The following is a 20,980-nucleotide window of genomic DNA, read 5'->3' as shown; positions in this document are numbered from 1 at the left end:
CCTCAGTGCTTCAACCAGCATGAACCTTGCACCGCAGACAATACAAAAATGGTTAAACGAACAATGTCAGCCAATAAATCGATCGATATGTATGCCGTCCACGTCTTTGTGACGATGGCGGAAGCAGGCAGCATGACTGCGGCAGCGACTCGATTAGGCCTGACGCCGTCTGCCGTCTCACAAACGATCAGACTATTGGAAGAGGATTTTGGCGTCATGTTGGTCAATCGGGCAAGACGCCCGGTGGTGTTAACGCCATACGGCATTGCGTTGAAAAACCGGGGAGAAATACTGACTGAAGAGATCGCCAATCTGAAAGCACAGGTGCTGGAAGCTGGGAAAGGGATCAAACCCGACTTGCGCATCGGTCTGGTCGACTCCTTTGCCATCACTTGTGGCTCGGTGTTCACAAAACGCCTGATGAAGAGTTCATCCCAGTTGCTGATTCGTACCGGATTAAGCCCACAGCAGGGTGAAGCACTGATGCGGCGTGAACTGGATCTTATCGTCACCAGCGATCCATTGATAGATACCGACAGTGTGGTGCGTTATCGCCTGTTCTCTGAAGGTTACTTCATTATTACCCCCCCAGATTACCGCAAACGTATCAAGACAATAGAAGATATTCGTGAACTATCTGCCGCGTTACCGCTGGTAAGGTTTAACCGAAACTCACAGATCGGCATGCAGATTGAACGCTATCTACGCAGAATCGATATTCGTGTCCCCAATATGCTCGAATTTGATAACGCAGATACTTTAACGTCGATGGTGGCAGCAGGTATCGGCTGGGCTGTGACCAGCCCAATCAGTTTTCTGCAATCAGAAACCTATTCCCGGCAGGTTTTAACGCATATGCCAGAACAACTGAATATAAAACGGTCGCTGTATATTGTCGGACATCGTGATGAGTACAGCGCTTTCTTTGACGAAGCTTGTGATGTGACACATGAAATAATCAAAACTGTATTTATTCCAAAGCTGGAGAACCTTAATCGGGGAATAGAAAAACTGGTTTCCATGAATTCAGAGAACACGGAATAGAATATTTACTACATCTTCAATAATTAGGAGCATTACAACCAGCACACCTACGAATTGAAAGATATAAGGATGCAGATTAATCGCCCGCGTTTGTCGGGGCTAGTCATCCTGATGAAAATAATTACCCAATCATGATTTGCTGAGAAATCGTGATGGCTGAGTATCACCCTATGAATCAACGAGCCGTATTTCCAAATGTGACTGATTAACGACTCGCGATTTTAATACTATCCAATGTAATCAAGTAAGTTAAAGGAATAATGGTTATGTCAAATAATATTCGTATAGAAGAAGATCTACTAGGTACTCGTGAAGTTCCTGCTAATGCGTATTATGGGATCCATACCCTTCGGGCTATTGAAAACTTTTATATTAGCGACAACACAATCAGCGATATTCCAGAATTTGTGCGCGCTATGGTAATGGTGAAAAAAGCGGCAGCATTGGCAAACCAGGAATTGAAAACCATTCCACGAAAAATTGCCGACACAATTATTCAAGCCTGTGATGAAGTACTGAATAATGGCAAATGTCTGGATCAGTTTCCTGTCGATGTCTATCAAGGCGGTGCGGGAACATCAGTAAATATGAACACCAATGAAGTGCTGGCGAACATTGGTCTGGAGTTAATGGGGCATAAAAAAGGCGAATATCAGTACCTCAATCCGAACGACCATCTGAACAAATGCCAGTCCACCAACGATGCCTACCCGACCGGCTTTCGCATCGCGGTGTACAGCTCCATCCTGAAACTGGTGGAAGCGATCACTCAACTGGGTCAAGGGTTTGAACGTAAAGCCAAAGAATTTGAAACTATCCTGAAAATGGGCCGTACCCAGTTACAGGATGCGGTTCCGATGACACTGGGCCAGGAATTCCATGCCTTCAATATCCTGCTGAAAGAAGAAAACAAAAACCTGCTGCGTACCGCAGAACTGCTGCTGGAAGTAAATCTGGGCGCGACAGCCATCGGTACACGACTGAACACCCCTGATGAGTACCAGCACCTGGCGGTACAACATCTGGCAAAAGTCAGCGGATTACCCTGTGTCCCTGCCGAAGATCTGATCGAAGCAACGTCCGACTGCGGTGCCTATGTGATGGTTCACAGCGCACTCAAACGTCTCGCCGTAAAACTGTCGAAGATCTGTAATGACTTGCGTCTACTCTCTTCCGGTCCGCGCGCCGGTCTGAACGAAATCAATCTGCCAGAGTTGCAGGCCGGTTCTTCCATTATGCCTGCCAAGGTTAACCCGGTAGTGCCGGAAGTAGTGAATCAAGTCTGCTTCAAAGTTATTGGTAATGACACTTGCGTGACGATGGCGGCAGAAGCGGGTCAGCTACAGTTAAACGTCATGGAGCCAGTTATCGGCCAAGCCATGTTTGAATCCATCAAGATTCTGTCGAATGCATGCTGTAACTTGCTGGAAAAATGCGTCAACGGCATTACTGCCAATAAGAGCGTGTGCGAAGCATATGTCTTCAACTCCATCGGTATCGTGACGTACCTGAACCCGTTCATCGGCCACCATAACGGCGATATCGTCGGGAAAATCTGTGCCGAAACCGGTAAGAGCGTACGCGAAGTGGTACTGGAGCGCGGCTTGCTAACCGAAAGCGAACTGGATGATATCTTCTCTATCCAAAACCTGATGCATCCGGCCTATAAGGCGAAACGCTGCACTGACGAAAAAGAATCCGTTTAACTACCTTTTCTTAATCACCACGGCTGGCACAGGGATATCCAATTCCTGTGCCTTTACTAAAAAAATAAAAAACCATAAAAATCAAAATAATATCTATATACCCAATAGATTTCGAGTTGCAGGAAGGTGGCAAGTGAAGGAATCCCGATGCGTTTACCAAGGTAAGTAATTCGAGTGACAAATCTGCCAAGAACAGAGTTGAACGCTGCTTCCAGCGGCCTCAAAGAGGCAAAACCCAGGGATAGGCCGAGTAATTGAGTGATACCAACGCACCTGCAACTTGAAAGATCACGGGTATATTAAATTGTTTTAAGGAGCATTGTATGCTGGTCTTGGAACTCATTGTCGTGCTGCTTGCCATCTACCTGGGCGCACGCCTTGGTGGTATTGGCATCGGTTTTGCCGGAGGACTGGGAGTATTGGTTCTTACTCTTGGCTTTCACATAAAACCGGGCGCGATCCCTTTTGATGTCATCGAAATTATCATGTCCGTTATCGCCGCTATCGCCGCTATGCAAGTGGCAGGCGGTATGGATTATCTCGTCAGTTTGGCTGAAAAGCTGCTGCGTCGTCAGCCTAAGTACGTTACCTTTCTGGCTCCACTGGTAACCTATTTCATGACACTGCTGGCCGGTACAGGGCATACCGCGTTCTCTACGCTGCCAGTAATTGCAGAAGTGGCGAAAGAACAAGGAATAAGGCCGTCGCGTCCACTGTCGATTGCCGTTGTCGCTTCTCAGGTGGCGATTACCGCCTCACCTATTTCAGCGGCTGTCGTGTTTGTCGCCGGGATCCTGGAGCCGCACGGTGTCAGTTACCTGATGCTGTTGGGCATTTGTATTCCCACCACGCTGGCCGCCGTCTTGCTGACCGCCATCGTCACCAACTTTTTGGGTAAAGAGCTGAAAGATGATGAGGTTTATCTGGAACGGTTGAAAAAGCACGAAGTGACGCTACGCAGCACAAGCACGCAGGAGATACAACCTGGGGCAAAACTGTCTGTACTGTTATTCTTGCTCGGCATTGTCGCCGTTGTGTTTTATGCCACGGCGATCAGCGATACCGTCAAGCTGATTGCTCATCCTGTATTACCACGGAATGAAGCAATCGTAGTGTTCATGCTGACGATCGCCACGCTTATCTGCATCACCTGTAAAATTGATACCAGCAGAGTGCTGTCAGCCAGTACATTCAAATCAGGGATGAGTGCGTGTGTCTGCGTGATGGGTGTAGCCTGGTTGGGTGATACCTTCGTCAAAGCGCATATCACCGACATTCAGGAAACAGCGGGAACGCTCTTGCAAAGCTACCCGTGGATGCTGGCTATTGTATTGTTCTTTGCCTCCATGCTGCTCTATTCACAGGCTGCAACAGCCAAAGCATTGATGCCTGCCGCATTGTTGCTCGGCGTCTCTCCTGTAACAGCGGTCGCGTCATTCGCTGCGGTATCTGCTCTGTTCGTCTTACCAACCTACCCGACCTTGCTGGCCGCCGTAGAAATGGATGACACAGGATCAACCCGCATCGGGAAATATGTGTTTAATCACTCGTTCATTATTCCGGGCGTGCTGACAATTACGCTCTCTGTCATCTTTGGGTTTATTCTCGGCAATATTCTGCTGTAGCCCGTGGAGGAATAATCACTAGATACCTGTTGCATTGATTAAGTTCGCTTTCAACGCGCTAAAGACGTCGCATGAAAAGCCAGAAAATAAACTGGCTTTTCATGTCGACAGAAAACATTAAGACAAGCTTTCTGCTCCGCTCAGTTGCCAATTACACCCCCTAAAACCAAGACAATCACAGCTTTAGTAAATAAATTTAATCACGGTAAAATAGATTCAAAATAATCCGCCCAATGACATCCGGCCGGATAACCAATGGCCAATATCGTGCATAAAGCGCCACACCTCAGTAATAAAAAATAGTACGTCTGACAAAGTATCCGGACCATCCATTTTCACGTGTCAAACGCTATTGAATAGTTACGTTTCTCATTATATTCATAATAAGATATAGGAGTTTTTAATTATTATATTGCTTACTATATTCATAGTAATTATCTGAAATTATTATATTTAATATTATGTCACCCTGAAAGGATCTGCCATTACTTAAGCCATTATCTTGATAATATTATGATTATTTATAGTATTTACTCTGACTGTGATTATACAGACTGAACAGGATCTCATATGCCAACATAACTCATTAACCTAACCAAGACTGATGGTTTATTTAACGGTATTAAATTAAAAAACAGAACAATATTCCATAATATCAAAAAAACAGGTTCAGGTTAAAAAAATAGACATTTTTATATAAACAAACCTAGAATCCAAAACAAACATAAACTATAAATAAACTTGCCATTAAAGAAGTAACAAATAGACCACGTGAATTTATTTCAGCGCTTATACGACAGAGTGTATAGAGAGACAGATAATCTATCTATGTCGAAAACAATCCATTAAATTAAGGAATAAACACTATGAAAAGAAATATAGGGCGATGGAATCGCCGCTTGTGTTATACCGCGACCTTATTTCTAGCCATGGCTGGGGCTGCTCATGCAAGTACCGTAAATATTAATACCGATGTCGGATATCAAGTTGTTCGAGGCTTTGGCGGTATGAATGGATCGGGTTGGATTAATGACCTAACAACAGCACAAGTTAACACTGCATTCGGTAATAATTCCGGCCAAATGGGATTATCCATTATGCGGATGCGAATTGATCCAGACTCCAGCCACTGGAACTTACAGGTTGCTAGTGCAAGTAAAGCTTACGCTCTTGGTGCAACGCTGATGGCAACGCCCTGGAGCCCGCCAGCCTATATGAAAAGTAATAACAGTCTGATCAATGGAGGAACGTTACTTCCTTCCTATTATTATGGTTACACCACTCATCTACTCAATTTTGCAAGTTATATGAAAACCAATGGTGCGCCACTATATGCCATTTCAATACAGAATGAGCCTGACTGGCAACCAGCTTATGAATCCTGTGAATGGAGCGGTGGTGATTTTAAAAATTATATCAAATCACAAGGTTCAAGATTTGGCTCTCTCAAAGTCATTATTGCGGAATCGCTAAATTTTAATCATTCACTAACCGATCCAGTATTAAACGATAGTACGGCGTCTCAGTATGTGTCGATTATAGGGGGACATCTCTATGGTACGACGCCAACAGCCTATCCCTTAGCTCGTAACGCCGGTAAACAAGTGTGGATGACTGAGCATTTGATTGACGAAAAGCAATCTGGCAATGACTGGACATCTGCACTAAATGTCGCAAACGAACTGCATAACAGTATGGTTGCCAACTTTAATGCTTATGTTTGGTGGTACATTCGCCGTTCTTATGGTCTGATGACTGAAGATGGCAATATAAGTAAACGTGGTTATGTCATGTCACAATATGCCAAGTTTGTTCGTCCTGGATTTCAGCGTATTCAGGCGACCGAAAATCCACAATCCAATATTCATTTGACAGCTTATAAGGGAGCATCTAACGATAAATTGGTTATCGTTGCTGTCAACACCAACGACTCAAACCAAAGCCTAACGCTGAATATTACAAACTCAAATGTAAGTGCGCTCAAAAAATATAGCACTTCAGCAACACTCAATGTCGGCTATGGCGGTAATACCCAGTTAAGTAGCGGTAAAGCCACATTATGGTTGAACCCCAAAAGCGTCACAACGTTTGTCAGTGATTAACATGTTGGCGTTAACGTGAAGACGCGAAAAGTGGGCTGTTGATAGGCGTTCACCAACATGGTCAACACTGAGCAAGCGTTTCAGGTAACACAACGCTTTTGCAAATTACCGACATTTCAAACATTGCCGCCGATATGATGATTGACTGGCGGCACATAAATTAAGGATTCAGTAGCGAACGGCTCATGCGGGAAATGCGCGGGCCACTAACTACGGCCGCCAGCGCAGCAAAGGTACCTGCGGCAATCAGCGAAATGTGAGTGCCTTGCCCGCCAAACTGGTTGAACATTAACGCCACCAGAGCCGCCCCCATCGTTTGTCCGACCAGCCGTGCGGTGCCCAACATGCCGCTGGCACCGCCGCTACGATGGCGGGGAGCGGCACTGATAATAGTGTGGTTATTCGGCGACTGAAACAATCCGAAGCCAACGCCGCACAATATCATACGCAAACAGATATCCAGATAACCTGGTGCGGCAGGCAACCAAGCCAGCGAAAAGAGCCCCAGCGAGAACAACGTCAGGCCGATGGTACACAATATTCCAGCATTGACACGCTCCAGCAACCTGCCCGCCAACGGCGCCGTCACCATAATCGCCAGTGGCCAGGGCGTCAGCAATAAACCGGTTTCAATTTCACTCAGTCCCAGCGTATTCTGAAAATAGAATGGAATCGACACCATCGCCAGCATCTGCGCACAAAAAGAGCTGATTGAGGTACCCATCGACAGCGCAAACACCGGGATCCGTAGCAGGTCCACCGGCAACAGCGGGTACGTCTGGCTCAACTGACGTCGGAAGAAATAAAGCCCGACCAACAGTGTCAGCATCAGTTCTCCCAGCACCAACCACAGATTCTGATTATGAGCAAAGCCCCCCAACGCGATAAAGAATAGGCCAAAAGTCAACGCGTTAAGCAGTGCGCTCGGTGTGTCGAAACGCGACGATCGCCGCCCTTCATTGCACGGCAGAAAACGCCACCCTAATATCAGAGCTACGATGCCGAACGGCACGTTAATAGCAAACAGCCACTGCCACGACGCCATGCCCAAAATACCTGCCGCAATGGTCGGCCCAGCAGCACTGGCCACCGCCACCACCAGAGAATTGATCGCGATGCCTCGCCCTAAGCGGTCCTTGGGGTAAATCAGCCGGACCAGCGCGATATTGACACTCATCAGTGCCGCCGCCGCCAGACCTTGCAGGATTCGCGCCAGCGTCAGCGTCGTCAGTGAATCCGACAGTGAACACACCAGCGACATCAGGGTAAACAACACCAGCCCTACCATATAGATACGGCGATAACCAATGATATCGCCGAGCGATGAAAACGGCAGCAACGTCATGGTGATTGCCAGTTGATAGGCATTAATCACCCAGATCGAAGACGCTGGGCTGGCATTAAAATCAGCGGCGATGGTGGGCAACGCTACGTTGACGATCGCCCCGTCCAGCACCGCCATGGTGATACCGAAAGCAATAGTGAGAATGGCGCCAATCCGCATTGGCATCGGTAATCCGTCGCCGACGGACACCGTCACCTGACTGGAAAAAACAGATTTCAAGATAAGATCCGAATACGAAAGGAGTGAAGTACGAGCCCGGTTATTCGCCGTGCGTTTTTATCTTTGTTACCCTACTGTGTTTAACTGGGAAGCGCAATCATCCGCATGTGGGGGATAATCAATAAGCACGCAGGGCTAATCATACGGTTGGTGCCAGTTAACCATCCACCAGTGTCGTACTGTGACTTCATCAGTGATCAATCCGCACAACATCCTACTGGCTAGCCCGGCGCGAGACCTTCCGGCATAATGACCGAGGTTTAGCGTTCTTCGGAATCTTAGCTCCGGTTATGCGTCGCCCCGTTAAAACTGCCTATATTCTATTTTCTACTTAAAACTCATTGAAATACTCTTATCGCTTTCTTTATGCCCCGCTGAATAACAATTACTGGCCGCTGAGTAGAATGGAATAAGCGTTACCGCCTTGATCTTTTTTTTGCGGGAACAGCCCCAGGAATTGCTGATGTTGTATTCACACATATAGCGCTTATGTGCCAACACAGTTTTTTGACCTGATCATACACACTACATCAGCCTCGGCGATATGTCTGAAATGTGGTGGATTAAGGGCCTATTGCTTGTTTAAGTAACGTGTTGTGGAGGGGAATATGAGGAAAAATACCGGACTTGCTATTTTCGCTGCCGGAGCGCTGTTTGCAGCAGGATTCAGTGCATCAGCTTTCGCCGGGCCACCTGGCCCAGGCCCTGGTCCGTGGCTAGGGCCTGGTTGGTGGGGACCGATGTGGTATCCGGGACCTGTCGTCGTCGTCAGGCCGGACCCAAGGCCGAGAGTGATTTATGCTCCGCCGCCGCAACCTCAGGTATGGGTTGAAAAAACACCGACGTACCATTATTACTGTCGCCACCCAACCGGGTATTACCCAAAAATCGCTCGTTGCCCCAGTGGGTGGATGAAAGTGGTGTCTGATAAACCGTAATACCAATGAAGTCTCATCAGGAAGGGGGAAGGACTAGCGAATGAAAAAGAATTGTGCAGTAGTCGGCATCGTGCTACTTGCGAGCGCCGAACTAACGGGGTGCGTATCCACACCTACAGCACCAACAGTGATATCCCTGCCCGGTAATGGTAAAAGTTATGAGCAATTCCAGGCCGACGACGCCGTCTGTAAGAATACGGCCTATCGTTCGCTCAATGGTGAGGCAAACACCGCCAACAATCAAAGTATAGGCACTGCCGCCGCTGGCGCAGCTATTGGTACTGCAGCAGGAACGCTATTGGGAGCAGCAAGCGGAGCACCGAGAGGTACAGCCAATGGTGTGGCAGTAGGCGCAGCCAGTGGCTTGCTGATAGGATCAGCGATCGCCAGTGGTAACGGTGAGCGTACCCAAAGCACCTTGCAAGACCAGTTTGATGCTATCTATATGCAATGTATGTACGCGAAGGGAGAAAAAATTCCGCAAGCGTATTCCTGGGATCAACCTTCCAACACATCAGACGTGCCACCAGACTATAACAGTAGTGGGTATGACAATAACGCCTCAGCGGTACCGCCAGATTATCCTCCACAGTAGTATTCACGTATGAACGCAGCTAAGAACATGGGCGTATTCTCATCTCATTCAGGGGTATGACGCGATTAAAGCAGCAACACAGGCCACCGGCTGATTATTCATCATTCTGGCAAAGGTCAGGACAAAGGGACCCGGGGCTCCAGCGTCTTCCGTGCCTCGCTGGACGTGGAATTTAACGTCAGACGTGAAGGTGATGGCGGCGCGTTGATCCTCAGTCGCACCAAGATGAAGGAAGTGGAATAACTGCCGCGTCGCGCCTATGACCTGAATGCTGCCGATCTGTACGTGGACGATGATGACGACCAAATCACTTCGCTGGCGCTGAACGATGAAGGCCGTGAAGTCAGAGAGGATGAGGCTGCCAGCGATCCCGATTTAGCCGGTATCCCTCGGCTGACGGAAAACCATTTTGCCCTCTGGCAGGCTATTCGCTCACGCACGGCCAACGGCGAAGGCTGTACTCGTTCATTGGTGCGTGACGACATGCGGGCAATGGGCTTTGATGTGAACAAGAAGTTCACCCGCTGGCTGGACAAACTGGAAAAAGATGGCCTGATCGCCTTTGAGGGGGAACGGATCACGCCGTTATCGCAACGGAATAAGATGGGGGATTAAACGGGGGAAAGTGGGGGCGAACGGATAACGTGTCCCTCTATCTGGCATTTTCCCCCACTTCCCACGCATATATAGACGCGAAGTGGGGGAATAACTTAACTCAATAATAAATAAACATTTTTAACAGAGTCATAAAAATCAGGTGGGGGAAGCCGTGATCCCTGAGTAAGTGGGGGAAAGGTGGGAGATGGTTTGCTAATGTTTTACTCTGCCGACACACTCTAAATATAACATTTGAGTTATTATAACCTATGAGTTATATTCCCCATTAAGAAGGGGACTGACATGTATGAATTGATTTTTCACCCCGAAGCTGCAAACGAAATTTATGGCCTCGAACCTGTTATGCAGGCAAAAGCGCTTAAAGGGCTTGAAAAACTTGAAGCTAAAGGGCCCGAGCTAAGATATCCAGACACGGATATCATTGAAGCTGGATTATTTGAGCTACGGGTTGGTAGAAAAGACATAAGCAGAACGTTTTTTGCTTACGCAAAAGGACGTAAGATCTATATTTTAAGGACATTCGTAAAGAAAACCCCTAAGACCCCGAAAGCTGAAATAGCGCTAGCAAAGTCAAGATGGGAGGAACTGAAAGATGGCAGTTAAAGGTATCAACTTCTCTGAAGTTAAAGCGAAAGCGCTTTCTAATCATGAAGTTAAAAAAGCGTATGAGGACGAAACTCAAGAAGAAGCGCTTCGCGCTGTTCTGATCGAAATGAAGTCCAAATCAGGTCTAACAAGTACAGAGATCGCAGCTCGCATGGGTGTAAGCCAACCGGCGGTGAGCCGCCTTGAGAGAAATGTTTCCAGTGCCAGTATCTCAACCTTACAACGATATGCCGCTGCTTGCGGGATGCAACTTAAGCTGTCACTGGGTTAAGATTAGCGCGGTATCCACACGCCGGATTTTGAGCAGGCCTGCCGGTTAGCATCGGTGCTACACGTTCCGACTTGCTACTTCTTCTATACATTGGAAAACGATCTGGTAAAAATGATACTTGGGTATGATGAGTAGCTGGAAAATCATCCACATAAGAAAGATGAGCGCCAGCCCCTCCCAAAAAAGGGGCTGGCGCGGCGCTTAATGCATAGGCTTTAGATACAGGATACGCCCCCGTATTTCTATCGATTATGCTTGCTTCAGTCTGGCGATAAACACCTGCATATCAAAGTGATTAACAACACGCCCAGCATCAACATCGGCAAGTCCCTGTAAGACCCTCTGATGACGCTGTTCTTCTTTAATCAGAGAAGTGAGCGCTACTGTTGGTTTTTCCGTTTTTTTCATAGCTAACCCCCTAATGAATCAGATATTTTTAAACTCATACGGCACCACATACTCATCCCGATTGGCATCCAGATAGTCCGCCCACCATTGCAGCATTAGCCTACGCTCATCCAGATGTTCCGCCTTGTGGATGTAAGCCGCACGTACCGAGTTACGTTCCATATGGCTCATCTGCCGCTCTACCGCATCCCTAGACCACAATCCTGATTCAATCAAAGAGCTACAAGCCATAGTACGAAAACCGTGGCCGCAGACTTCAACCTTAGTATCATACCCCATTACCCGCAGCGCGTTATTCACCGTGTTTCCGCTCATGGGCTTACGCGGATTGTGATCGCCAATAAAGATCAGTTCATGGTCACCGCTAACTTGCTGTATTTGCTTGAGGATAACCAACGCCTGCCGGGAAAGTGGCACCAAGTGCGGAGTACGCATTTTAGAACCGCGATGGGAATGTTTCACACCTTCGATGGGTTCACGCTCAGGGGGAATGGTCCACATTGAAGTTTCAAAATCGATCTCCGACCAACGAGCAAAACGCAGTTCGCTGGAGCGGATAAAAACGCACAGCGTAAGTTTTAAGGCCAGTCTGATTAACGCTCGCCCTTTGTAGCGTTCAATCCGTGCTAGAAAGTCAGGCAGTTTATCAAGCTTCAAGGCTGGCCGATATGTCGCCTTTGGCGCGGCTATCGCGCCGAAGAGGTCTTGCGCGGGGTTGCGCTCTATCAGGTCGTTCTGCACCGCGTAACGCATGATATCGGTGACGCGCTGGCGCAGCCGTGACGCCAAATCAAGATGACCGTTCTGTTCGACGATTTTCAGCGGTTCAAGCAGGTCTTTAGTTTTCAGGTCAGCAATGTGGCGCTGGCCTATGGCAGGCAGAATATTACGCTCCATATCACGCCATACCCGTCCGGCGTGCGTTTCTGACCAGCGGTTTTGGCTAATGTTCCGGTGCCAATCCTTTGCCACCTTTTCAAAGGTGTTCAGCGCATCCTGTGCCTGTTCTTTCTCTTCTTCCCGCTTTTCCGTTGGGTGGATGCCTTCTGACAGCAGTAATCGCACCTCGTCGCGTTTCTCCCTAGCCTTCGCCAGCGAGACCAGCGGATAGGCACCGAACGCAATCCGGCTTTCCTTACCTTCAAAGCGATATTTGAGATACCAGCGCTTAGAGCCGTTAGGACTCACCAAAAGATACAGGCCATGCACGTCCGCTAGTTTATAGGCTTTCTCGCGTGGCCTGGCGGTACGGGCAACGACGTCAGTCAGGGCCATAATTGGGGGTCAACTCATAATCGAAGCGAATTGACCCTTATCTTGACCCCCAAATAATCTGGATTACAACGGATGCAAAAAGACTGCTGTGGAAAAAACACACAATCCGCCCAGACAATAAAATCAGATTAAATCGTTATTTAACAATGATGTATGGAAGTCAGTGGACGATAGCGGACATGAAAAAAGCCCCCTAAGGTGACTTAATTTTCATACGATGGTGCGAAGGCCGGACTCGAACATCGCAACTATCCTTATGATTTAAAATGTGTAATGTAAAACATAATATCAATGATACCATCACTGATACCATCAGTCCCGATTGGTGATAATCGAACATTGCTAATTAAGGGCTTATCCTTATATGAAAGATGTAGCAGATTTCAATCTAATCCTAAACCCAACTTGTTGTGTTAGCTCTCACGACGTACTAACAAACCTATTATGGGCAAAAACCACCTCTCTTACCAACTGATAATCGTCAAAAGTCTAATAACATAATCAACTGATAATAAATAATTTTATGCTCTGTCTTGATTCTATGGCACACCTACATATATTTGATCTAAATCATATTTTTATTCGTATTAAAGAGCTTTCCATTGATTCTTGGAGTTATGTAGCCATAAAGAGATAAGAACTGGAGGCGACAAGTTCCACTTATGGGAACATTGTATTGACATTCAGAATCACCACACTTATTCTGGTTCCCAAATGGAGAACATCAATGCGACTAATCGGCAAGCAAAGGCTTCAAGTGCTAAGTGGTACTAACCCTGAAACGGATGTTTGGCTTTCCGCTTGGGTTGCAGAGCTCACTAACGCTTACTGGAAAGATGCTAAGGGAGTTTTAGATGCTTTCCCCAGAGCACAACAGATTGATAATTTGTGCTATGTGTTCTTTGTTCGAGGCATTAAATCGCAGGGCATAAAAGTAACATTTCAGTTTGAAAGGAGCATTGCGGTGATTAACCAGGTGGTATCTAAATGAGTAAACTTACTGAAGTTCGGGTTATTCGAACTGAAGAACAATATCATGCGGCCCTTTCAGAAGTTGAGAGATTACTCAGATTGGATCTTCCTGCAGGATCTGAAGAATCAGAACGTCTTGATTTACTTACAGTTGTTATTGAAAATTATGAAAATGCTAACTATCCAGTAACACCGGTAGATCCAATCGAGGCAATCAAATTCCGAATGGACGAACAGGGCTTACGCCAAGCGGATCTGACCCCATATTTTGGAACAAAAAGTCGTGTATCAGAGGTGTTATCGGGAAAACGTCCTTTAACCGTTGCTATGATCAAAGCCTTATCAATAGGTTTAGGTATGTCTTCTCAAACGTTATTGGGCTTAGAAACAGAAACTGGATATGCAAATCGTTCTCCAGTTGAGGAGGTTAATTGGTCAAAATTTCCTATAAAGGAAATGCTTTCCAAAGGTTGGATAGAAAATGTTGTCTCGCAAACAAAGACGACAACAGAAGAAAAAGTCAAAAATTTCATTGAGGGTTTGGGAGCGAATTTTTCTACAGCAGCCTTCAAGCGAACACTTAACGGAGAGTCTTACTCACCTACAACTGTTTATAAATTACATGCATGGATTGCAAGAGTTGTCCAGAAAGCCAGGGAAAAAAACCTCGCGACTAAATTTAAGCATAATTGCATAACTAAAGATTTTTTAAAAGAGATCGCACATTTAAGTTGGTCCGAATATGGGCCTCTATTAGCGGTGGAGTTCTTAGAAAAAAATGGGATTTGTGTGATCATTGAACCTTGTCTGACTGGTACTGCTGTTGATGGGGCTGCTCTGAGGGATATTGACGGTAGACCAATTATTGCACTCACTTTAAGACAAGATCGTTTGGATAATTTCTGGTTTACACTTTTACATGAGTTAGTCCATATCTGGAAACATGCAGATTCTACTAACACATTTATCGATGACATTGAAACACTCAAGAATAGTACAGACAAAATGGAAGCAGAGGCTAATCGGATAGCCAGAGATACTCTCATTCCTCGCGTCATTTGGAAACGGAGTTCAGCTTACTTAAATCCCAGCACAATCACGATAGATGAGCTTTCAAGAGAATTAAGAATTCATCCTGCAATAATAGCAGGAAGAATTAGAAGAGAAACTGGAAAATACAATCAATTTTCTGATTTAGTTGGTCAAGGTGAAGTAAGAAAGCATTTCCCTAATCATATTTGGTAGACGAGGTGTCTATATGTACCCTAAATATATGCCGATTTTAAAAGCAAAGAAAGGTGAGTTAGATGCCATTAAGTCTATGCTTCCTTATCCCCACGTTATGAGGGACATGCTTCCGATTTTTGAAATCCCATATCTGTCGAAAAAACAGAGGACAAATAAAAAATATTCTAATATAGGTAATCCAGTTGAGTTTTTTCTAAACAATACAATTAAAACATTATCCGATAGGATGCAAAAGTTCCCTATGGGGATTGATATAAGCAGATGGCCTCCAAACTCTTCTCTTGAAACAGGAGAGCATATTTTGAGTCATCTCACCAGTGCCTTAAGAAATGCTGGGTGCAATATCATTCCTGTCGTCGGTTACGACCGATGGGAAGATGATGAGTATGCAACTACTTTGCAACAATTAGGTACAAGCTATACTAACTTTGTAATTCGGTTAAACTCCTTTGCTTTTGAAGATATGATCGAAGAGGAACCTTTTATTGAAACAATAGAAGGCATTTTAACCTCGCTGGGTGCAATGCCAGAAAATTGCTCGGTAATGATAGATTTAGAAGATATAACTAAAACATCAATAGTTGATCTAAATGAAACAGTACAGAGAGCACTGGATTCATTATACAAGTATAATTTTAAATTTATTTCAATTGCGGGAAGTTCAATAACAAGTGATATTAATGGAATGGTTCCTACCCACAATTCAGAAGGTATAGTTATCCGTAAAGAGGCTAAGGTATGGAAAGCATTTAAAAAATTCCAACCTGATTTAAATTTAGTATTTGGAGATTATGGTATCGTTAATCCCTCTATCGGAGATGACATCATTGCACCTGATGCTAACGGTAAGATTAGATACACTATAGACGATAGCCTTTTCGTTGTAAGAGGCTATTCTCGTGCTACCGGTAAAAAGGGAGCACAAATGCAAGATTTGTGTAAGGTACTGGTTTCATCTCCACATTATAAAGGTGAGAAATTTAGCTGGGGTGATAAAAAGATTTATGAATGTGCCAATGAAGAATTTGTTGGTAATACTACGAATTGGGTATCAATAGATACTACACATCATGTAACTCATGTAGTTGCAGAAGTTAGAGAATTCGAATTGATTCTTCAACATCAAAGAGACTACCAAAAGCAAAAACAGAACTAACTGCAAAGCAAATTTTCAATCATAATTAATTCACTGAAGTAATTTTAGCAGCAAAAATTCAGTGAATTAATTTATGATTCTAGGATTTCTTAGAAATACATACTGTTCCATTAAGGATATGCTTTCATTATTTACAGTAATAGAACTGAAGAACATTTTCAACTTTCGAAAAGCTGAGTCCAGAAAGCACTATCAATTAAATATATTACAATTTAATTGTCTTATACCTAATTAGGCAAGAGAATAGATATTATCTAACAATAGGAAAAAAATATGTCATACACTATCAATAACACTATTTATACTACTAAGAAAGATATAATCAGTCAGGCACAAAGCATTCTAAACAAAACCAAAGACAATCAAGAAGTGAGCATCAGTGATTATAATTTTCTGATCGAATTATTTAAAAATCACGATGAGTGGGAAGAAAAAAGTAAGAATGAATGTATAGGAATCACAGCAGGTAGATCACTACATGGCACCAGATGTTTTTATTTGAGAACAAAAGCAGGCTTAGAGGATATTTCTTTTCATTATGCGATTAAATGCCTCAAAAAATAACCAATATGTACATTTTTGGTCAGATCAGTCGTAGTCCACCAAAAGCTGATCATTTGATATACTTCTTTGCATTATTAGCAATGCGAATGTCTTTCGTTGAGTTCCTAAGATGAATTTCCACCTCTTCTTTTGAAGAAAGATGTTCTGGCATAATCATTATGTCATTAAATTGCAAATTTAGTTGTGGCATACAAAAGAAGAAATGAAATAAAAACTCTGGAATTAAAAATATATAATGGTAACAATTATCAGAATCAATTTTGAATGGAGTTGTTGCAATGGGAAAAAAATCACTGTCGTTGACATGAATGATTAATGGCACAGAATAATCAGATTCGCGTAGAAGATATTTTCTAATCTTAATTAACTCTTTTCTTACTATGCGAGGCACTCTCTCGCACACTATATTCCTAAATAAATTTAACATAGCAAAATATTTAATTACAGAGACTCTTTCATCTGTAAAATAAAGAATGTCTTGACCATTTAATTTGCTACAAAATTCCTTTTGGTATGCTAATACCTTTTTCTGCCTCACATCTGTTCTTTGCAGTTCACGAATAATTCTCGCCATCGCAGTTTCTTTTTCAGAAAATAACTCTTCACATGCAGAACAAAGGAGAATTTGTTTTTCTTGACGTGTTGATTTCTGTAGAAGACCTAAACGGCTATCAACAATCATTGGAGAACAATCGTTTATTTTCTCATATGGCTGACATTCGCGAATAATTTTATAAACAAACTTAGAAATCAAATGGCTCTGGACAAGTTCTTTATTTTTACGGCAAAGTGGACATTTGTTAATTTTTAACATTAATTACACCAAACGGATAATAAAAAATCTAATACATGTTAGTATGCACATGTACTACGGACAAAGCGCGATCAGACAACTTTCTGGCTTAAAGAGTTATGACTATATGCTAGGCAACTGACATAAAGAAGAATAATAATGTATGTTAGATATACTGTAATACGTCAACAGTAACACATTAAAGCACATAAAATCAACAATTTATGGTGAGATATGGAGATTAATGAATTCATAGCAAAGTATCGAAATCATCCAGTGCTCTTCATCGGAACTGGGTTTAGCTTGCGATATCTCTCTAATTCCTATGATTGGAATGGTTTACTCTCACATATTTGTTTCGAACTCACTGGTGATAAAGAAACATATCTTGATATTGTCCACTCCCCGTTATCTGAGGCACTCCTGATTAGAGTTTTCTAACTGTTTCCGGTATACGGTAAATGTCAAGGTAGTTGTCACCCCTGGTTAATTTAAGCTACCTGTTTTTCCCGCTCCGGATTCAGTGTTACCGGACCTTCCGGCTGCCAGTTTCTCGTTCTGCCTGACCAGCGCTCAGGATGGGCTTTCTGTGCCATCCGGTACAGGTCATCACGCTGCTTCAGCAGGGCATTATCTTCGCCACGGTGACGCTGCCCCGGCGTCACATACCGTATCCCGCTGTGACGGTGCTCTTCGTTGTACCAGCGGGTAAATTTCTCCACCCACTGACGGGCCTCACCCAGCGTTCTGAACCCCGACGACGGCCACTGTGGCACATATTTCAGCGTACGGAACAGCGACTCTGCATACGCGTTATCGTTACTCACCCGTGGCCTGCTGTGGGACGGCGTGATATTCAGTTCATACAGTTCACCCAGTGTCAGCTACCGTGTTAAGTCAAGAAAAAATAGATTCAACTTTTGGTGAATCGCACCCTGTGCACTGAGGGACCGTCAGCAAACTGCCTGCGCTATCTTTTGATTTATCGTAGGCACCTATCTAATCGGCTACCACTGATTTACGTTAATGAATCCAGTGCCACATGGAACCATCGCATCATGTCACTTTGCATGCATCGTGCTCATCAGAAAAGCGGTATTCTGCATCGAACGGTTTTTGTGTTTTCAGTACACCATAGCACCAGTGAACAAGTTTTCGCATCAGGGCACCAATGGCACACATTTTTGCCTTACCACGCTGGCATAATCGCTCATACATTGCCTTCATCGCCGGGTTAAATCTCATGCCGCACAACGAAGCCAGATAGAGTTTTGCACGGATCTCCGGCGGCCCGATTTTTGACAACCGTCCCCGTCCTCTGACTGAAGTACCTGAGTTCTTTTCAACAGGCACTACACCGAGAAAGGCAGCGACCTGTTGCGCTGTTTCGAAGTGATGGCTACCCAGGATAACCAGCATATTCAGACCCAACAGAAAACCTACGGATTTTATTGATGTCAGCAGGTCAAAATTCTTTTTTAATTCAGGATCCTGATCGAGATGACTTTGTATGAGAGCGTCCAGGTGCTTCAGTTCTGCACCTAAACTTCGGAGCATGTTTTCTATAGATACAGTAATAACAGCGGGGGTATCAGTTGCCCTTGCATTTTCCAGCCTGTTTTTTTCGCGGATACTGTCTGCGACAAGAGCATCGCGACGATGCAAAAGCGCACTGAGATGGAGGATGTTGTCCGGCGGCGGGCTCCACGCTTCAGGTGCTTTAAGCGCGCCGTAACAGGCAAGCATATAAGCATCAACCCTGTCATTTTTCGTCAGGATCCCCATACCACGGGCAAATTCTCTACTGCGGTATGGATTGGCAAGCGATATCATCGCACCGGCCTTGTGAAGGCCATATGCTAATGATTCGTGATAAACGCCCGTGGCTTCCATAATGATATGAACATTTTTCAACCCGACGTTCTGTTTGCAGAGCCAACTAATTACAGCAATGACCGCATTAAAATCGTTTTTAAGCTTGCGCGTTTTCACCTTGCCTTTTACGCCATCACACAGCAGACACAAATCCAGGGTTTTCTTGCTGACGTCAACACCTAACTGAAACATAGCCGTTTCTCCTTTCACAGAACCATCACGCCTATTACCCTTGTACATGCAGAGTCATCGCTCTTGGCAACCGTTCAATGTTAATGCTGGCGTGAAAGGTGAAGCGGAGGGTTTTAGCTGACACCGAAGGTCGTAGCCTTAAGGATAGTTACTGACTCACTCCGCCTCATGTGCTGGTAGCTAACCACCACATTGTTATTACATACAAGGATAGTTGTCACCCCCTCTGAAAAATAATTCTGAGGATAACGGAGTGACAAATGAAACGAATTTCCCCTGAGCGTAAAGCGTCAGTGCTGGCAAAACTGCTGCCCCCTTACAACATGACCGTGGCCGCTGTTGCACAGATGGATGGAATATCTGAAGCTACTCTGTATAACTGGCGAAATCAGGCTAAAGCAGAGGGGAAACCGGTGCCCGGTGCAGACAAAAACGGTGAACAGTGGTCAGCAGAAGCGCGCTTTGCCACCATCGTGGAAACCGCCACGCTTTCTGAGGCTGAAGTCGCAGAGTACTGCCGTAAAAAAGGCCTTTATCCGGAACAACTGACGCAGTGGAAGCAGGCCTTTTTACAGACCTCTGCGCCGGATGATAAAGCCGCGCTGAAACAGAGCCAGAAAGAGAATAAACAGCTGAAGAGAGAGCTGGCCCGTAAGGAGAAGGCACTGGCGGAGGCGGCTGCGATACTGGTACTACGAAAAAAGCTCAGGGATTATTACGGGGAAACGGACGGGGAAGACTGACGCCTGAAGATGAGCGCCGGCAGTTCATCCTGTGGATTAATGAAGCCGTGGCATCCGGAGCCCGACGTGTTATCGCCTGCCGGGAAGTCAGTCTGAGTCTGCGTACCTGGCGGCGGTGGCAAAAGTGTCGGGAGGATGGTCGTCCGGGGGCCGTAAGGCCCACCCCGGGAAATCGCCTCAGCACAGAGGAAGAGCAACAGATACGGGATATCTGCCACCGGCCGGAGTATGCGAGCCTGCCTCCGACCCAAATTGTGCCACGACTGGCAGATAAAGGTATTTATCTGGCGAGCGAATCAACCTTTTATCGGGTGCTGCGCCGTTATGGAGAAGTTCATCGGCGGGGACGTCAGTTACGGCCACAGCGGGTGCCGGTGCCGACAACCTTCACCGCCAGTGAGCCCTGCCAGGTGTGGTCATGGGACATCACCTGGTTACCCTCAGTGGTGCGCGGTCGCTGGTTTTACCTGTATATGATAATCGACCTGTACAGCCGGAAAATCACGGGTTACGAAGTGCATGAAACGGAAAGTGGCGAACAGGCCGCGGCCTTAATGCAGCGCAGTGTGATGCGTGAGGGATGCTGGCGTCAGCCCCTGGTGCTGCATGCGGATAACGGGGCCGCAATGAAATCACAGACCCTGCAGATGAAACTCGGTAGCTGTCAACGAAGTTGACACCCTTA

Annotated in this window: 19 protein-coding genes and 3 pseudogenes; 16 read left to right on the top strand and 6 right to left on the bottom strand. The window is 45.4% G+C overall.

Annotation, left to right across the window (positions count from 1 at the left end):
- Positions 1-63: 63 nt before the first annotated feature.
- The 4 genes from PCO85_02420 to PCO85_02405 all read left to right on the top strand — a co-directional run bounded on the left by PCO85_02420 (position 64) and on the right by PCO85_02405 (position 6,477).
- Complete coding sequence (locus PCO85_02420) at positions 64-1,044, top strand: LysR family transcriptional regulator (GenBank protein ID WJV54351.1); 981 nt, start codon at positions 64-66, stop codon at positions 1,042-1,044.
- 266 nt (positions 1,045-1,310) lie between these two features.
- On the top strand, positions 1,311-2,750 hold the full coding sequence (gene aspA / locus PCO85_02415) for an aspartate ammonia-lyase (protein ID WJV54350.1): 1,440 nt from the start codon (positions 1,311-1,313) through the stop codon (positions 2,748-2,750).
- 323 nt (positions 2,751-3,073) lie between these two features.
- Entirely contained in the window at positions 3,074-4,375 is a 1,302-nt protein-coding gene (locus tag PCO85_02410; GenBank protein ID WJV54349.1) for an anaerobic C4-dicarboxylate transporter, read from the top strand.
- Between the two features lie 866 nt (positions 4,376-5,241).
- Complete coding sequence (locus tag PCO85_02405; protein WJV54348.1) at positions 5,242-6,477, top strand: glycoside hydrolase family 30 beta sandwich domain-containing protein; 1,236 nt, start codon at positions 5,242-5,244, stop codon at positions 6,475-6,477.
- Positions 6,478-6,637: 160 nt separating this feature from the next.
- Here the strand turns inward: PCO85_02405 and PCO85_02400 are convergent, their stop codons facing one another.
- Positions 6,638-8,041 (bottom strand): MFS transporter, encoded by a 1,404-nt coding sequence (locus tag PCO85_02400; protein WJV54347.1) that lies wholly within the window; start codon positions 8,039-8,041, stop codon positions 6,638-6,640.
- Between the two features lie 608 nt (positions 8,042-8,649).
- Here PCO85_02400 and PCO85_02395 point away from each other — a divergent pair.
- From PCO85_02395 to PCO85_02370, 6 genes and pseudogenes are all read left to right on the top strand, one after another.
- Entirely contained in the window at positions 8,650-8,979 is a 330-nt protein-coding gene (locus PCO85_02395; protein ID WJV54346.1) for a hypothetical protein, read from the top strand.
- Positions 8,980-9,019: 40 nt separating this feature from the next.
- A complete protein-coding gene (locus PCO85_02390; protein WJV54345.1) occupies positions 9,020-9,574 on the top strand; it encodes a glycine zipper family protein in 555 nt (184 codons plus the stop codon).
- Between the two features lie 285 nt (positions 9,575-9,859).
- Positions 9,860-10,189, top strand: a complete 330-nt coding sequence (locus PCO85_02385; protein WJV54344.1) for a Cro/Cl family transcriptional regulator — start codon at positions 9,860-9,862, stop codon at positions 10,187-10,189.
- A gap of 285 nt (positions 10,190-10,474) precedes the next feature.
- Entirely contained in the window at positions 10,475-10,795 is a 321-nt protein-coding gene (locus PCO85_02380; GenBank protein ID WJV54343.1) for a type II toxin-antitoxin system RelE/ParE family toxin, read from the top strand.
- On the top strand, positions 10,785-11,069 hold the full coding sequence (locus PCO85_02375; protein ID WJV54342.1) for a helix-turn-helix transcriptional regulator: 285 nt from the start codon (positions 10,785-10,787) through the stop codon (positions 11,067-11,069). The genes PCO85_02380 and PCO85_02375 overlap by 11 nt, the downstream gene beginning before the upstream one ends.
- A gap of 6 nt (positions 11,070-11,075) precedes the next feature.
- Positions 11,076-11,204, top strand: a pseudogene (locus PCO85_02370) (transcriptional regulator).
- Between the two features lie 114 nt (positions 11,205-11,318).
- Here the strand turns inward: PCO85_02370 and PCO85_02365 are convergent.
- Both PCO85_02365 and PCO85_02360 read right to left on the bottom strand, forming a co-directional pair.
- Positions 11,319-11,450 (bottom strand): annotated as a pseudogene (locus PCO85_02365) (CopG family transcriptional regulator).
- Between the two features lie 45 nt (positions 11,451-11,495).
- A complete protein-coding gene (locus PCO85_02360) occupies positions 11,496-12,752 on the bottom strand; it encodes a tyrosine-type recombinase/integrase (protein WJV54341.1) in 1,257 nt (418 codons plus the stop codon).
- Between the two features lie 727 nt (positions 12,753-13,479).
- Here PCO85_02360 and PCO85_02355 point away from each other — a divergent pair.
- The 4 genes from PCO85_02355 to PCO85_02340 all read left to right on the top strand — a co-directional run bounded on the left by PCO85_02355 (position 13,480) and on the right by PCO85_02340 (position 16,692).
- Entirely contained in the window at positions 13,480-13,743 is a 264-nt protein-coding gene (locus PCO85_02355; GenBank protein ID WJV54340.1) for a type II toxin-antitoxin system HigB family toxin, read from the top strand.
- On the top strand, positions 13,740-14,969 hold the full coding sequence (locus PCO85_02350; GenBank protein WJV54339.1) for an ImmA/IrrE family metallo-endopeptidase: 1,230 nt from the start codon (positions 13,740-13,742) through the stop codon (positions 14,967-14,969). The genes PCO85_02355 and PCO85_02350 overlap by 4 nt, the downstream gene beginning before the upstream one ends.
- A gap of 13 nt (positions 14,970-14,982) precedes the next feature.
- A complete protein-coding gene (locus tag PCO85_02345; GenBank protein ID WJV54338.1) occupies positions 14,983-16,128 on the top strand; it encodes a beta family protein in 1,146 nt (381 codons plus the stop codon).
- Positions 16,129-16,401: 273 nt separating this feature from the next.
- A complete protein-coding gene (locus PCO85_02340) occupies positions 16,402-16,692 on the top strand; it encodes a DUF3223 domain-containing protein (GenBank protein WJV54337.1) in 291 nt (96 codons plus the stop codon).
- Between the two features lie 49 nt (positions 16,693-16,741).
- Here the strand turns inward: PCO85_02340 and PCO85_02335 are convergent, their stop codons facing one another.
- From PCO85_02335 to PCO85_02325, 3 genes and pseudogenes are all read right to left on the bottom strand, one after another.
- Positions 16,742-17,506: a hypothetical protein gene (locus PCO85_02335; protein WJV54336.1), complete on the bottom strand. Its 765-nt coding sequence runs from the start codon at positions 17,504-17,506 to the stop codon at positions 16,742-16,744.
- A gap of 470 nt (positions 17,507-17,976) precedes the next feature.
- Positions 17,977-18,363: pseudogene (locus PCO85_02330) on the bottom strand (integrase core domain-containing protein).
- A gap of 178 nt (positions 18,364-18,541) precedes the next feature.
- The gene (locus PCO85_02325) at positions 18,542-19,552 is read right to left on the bottom strand and encodes an IS110 family transposase (protein WJV54335.1); all 1,011 of its coding nucleotides are present in this window, start codon (positions 19,550-19,552) and stop codon (positions 18,542-18,544) included.
- Between the two features lie 260 nt (positions 19,553-19,812).
- Here PCO85_02325 and PCO85_02320 point away from each other — a divergent pair, with 260 nt between their 5' ends.
- Together PCO85_02320 and PCO85_02315 are read left to right on the top strand one after the other, a co-directional pair.
- Positions 19,813-20,295 (top strand): transposase, encoded by a 483-nt coding sequence (locus tag PCO85_02320; GenBank protein WJV54334.1) that lies wholly within the window; start codon positions 19,813-19,815, stop codon positions 20,293-20,295.
- 47 nt (positions 20,296-20,342) lie between these two features.
- On the top strand, positions 20,343-20,972 hold the full coding sequence (locus PCO85_02315; GenBank protein ID WJV54333.1) for a DDE-type integrase/transposase/recombinase: 630 nt from the start codon (positions 20,343-20,345) through the stop codon (positions 20,970-20,972).
- Positions 20,973-20,980 lie beyond the last annotated feature (8 nt).

This window comes from Prodigiosinella aquatilis (assembly GCA_030388725.1).
GTDB classification, from domain to species: domain Bacteria; phylum Pseudomonadota; class Gammaproteobacteria; order Enterobacterales; family Enterobacteriaceae; genus Prodigiosinella; species Prodigiosinella aquatilis.
This window is presented reverse-complemented; position numbering and strand designations above follow the sequence as displayed.

Bases quoted from the DNA above. Each gene is read 5' to 3' on its own strand.
- PCO85_02375 (WJV54342.1), top strand. From the start codon at position 10,785: ATGGCAGTTAAAGGTATCAACTTCTCTGAAGTTAAAGCGAAAGCGCTT.
- PCO85_02395 (WJV54346.1), top strand. From the start codon at position 8,650: ATGAGGAAAAATACCGGACTTGCTATTTTCGCTGCCGGAGCGCTGTTT.
- PCO85_02420 (WJV54351.1), top strand. From the start codon at position 64: ATGTCAGCCAATAAATCGATCGATATGTATGCCGTCCACGTCTTTGTG.
- PCO85_02390 (WJV54345.1), top strand. From the start codon at position 9,020: ATGAAAAAGAATTGTGCAGTAGTCGGCATCGTGCTACTTGCGAGCGCC.
- PCO85_02345 (WJV54338.1), top strand. From the start codon at position 14,983: ATGTACCCTAAATATATGCCGATTTTAAAAGCAAAGAAAGGTGAGTTA.
- PCO85_02340 (WJV54337.1), top strand. From the start codon at position 16,402: ATGTCATACACTATCAATAACACTATTTATACTACTAAGAAAGATATA.
- PCO85_02410 (WJV54349.1), top strand. From the start codon at position 3,074: ATGCTGGTCTTGGAACTCATTGTCGTGCTGCTTGCCATCTACCTGGGC.
- PCO85_02405 (WJV54348.1), top strand. From the start codon at position 5,242: ATGAAAAGAAATATAGGGCGATGGAATCGCCGCTTGTGTTATACCGCG.
- PCO85_02355 (WJV54340.1), top strand. From the start codon at position 13,480: ATGCGACTAATCGGCAAGCAAAGGCTTCAAGTGCTAAGTGGTACTAAC.
- aspA (WJV54350.1), top strand. From the start codon at position 1,311: ATGTCAAATAATATTCGTATAGAAGAAGATCTACTAGGTACTCGTGAA.
- PCO85_02360 (WJV54341.1), bottom strand. From the start codon at position 12,752: ATGGCCCTGACTGACGTCGTTGCCCGTACCGCCAGGCCACGCGAGAAA.
- PCO85_02325 (WJV54335.1), bottom strand. From the start codon at position 19,552: ATGTTTCAGTTAGGTGTTGACGTCAGCAAGAAAACCCTGGATTTGTGT.
- PCO85_02350 (WJV54339.1), top strand. From the start codon at position 13,740: ATGAGTAAACTTACTGAAGTTCGGGTTATTCGAACTGAAGAACAATAT.
- PCO85_02335 (WJV54336.1), bottom strand. From the start codon at position 17,506: ATGTTAAAAATTAACAAATGTCCACTTTGCCGTAAAAATAAAGAACTT.
- PCO85_02320 (WJV54334.1), top strand. From the start codon at position 19,813: ATGAAACGAATTTCCCCTGAGCGTAAAGCGTCAGTGCTGGCAAAACTG.
- PCO85_02380 (WJV54343.1), top strand. From the start codon at position 10,475: ATGTATGAATTGATTTTTCACCCCGAAGCTGCAAACGAAATTTATGGC.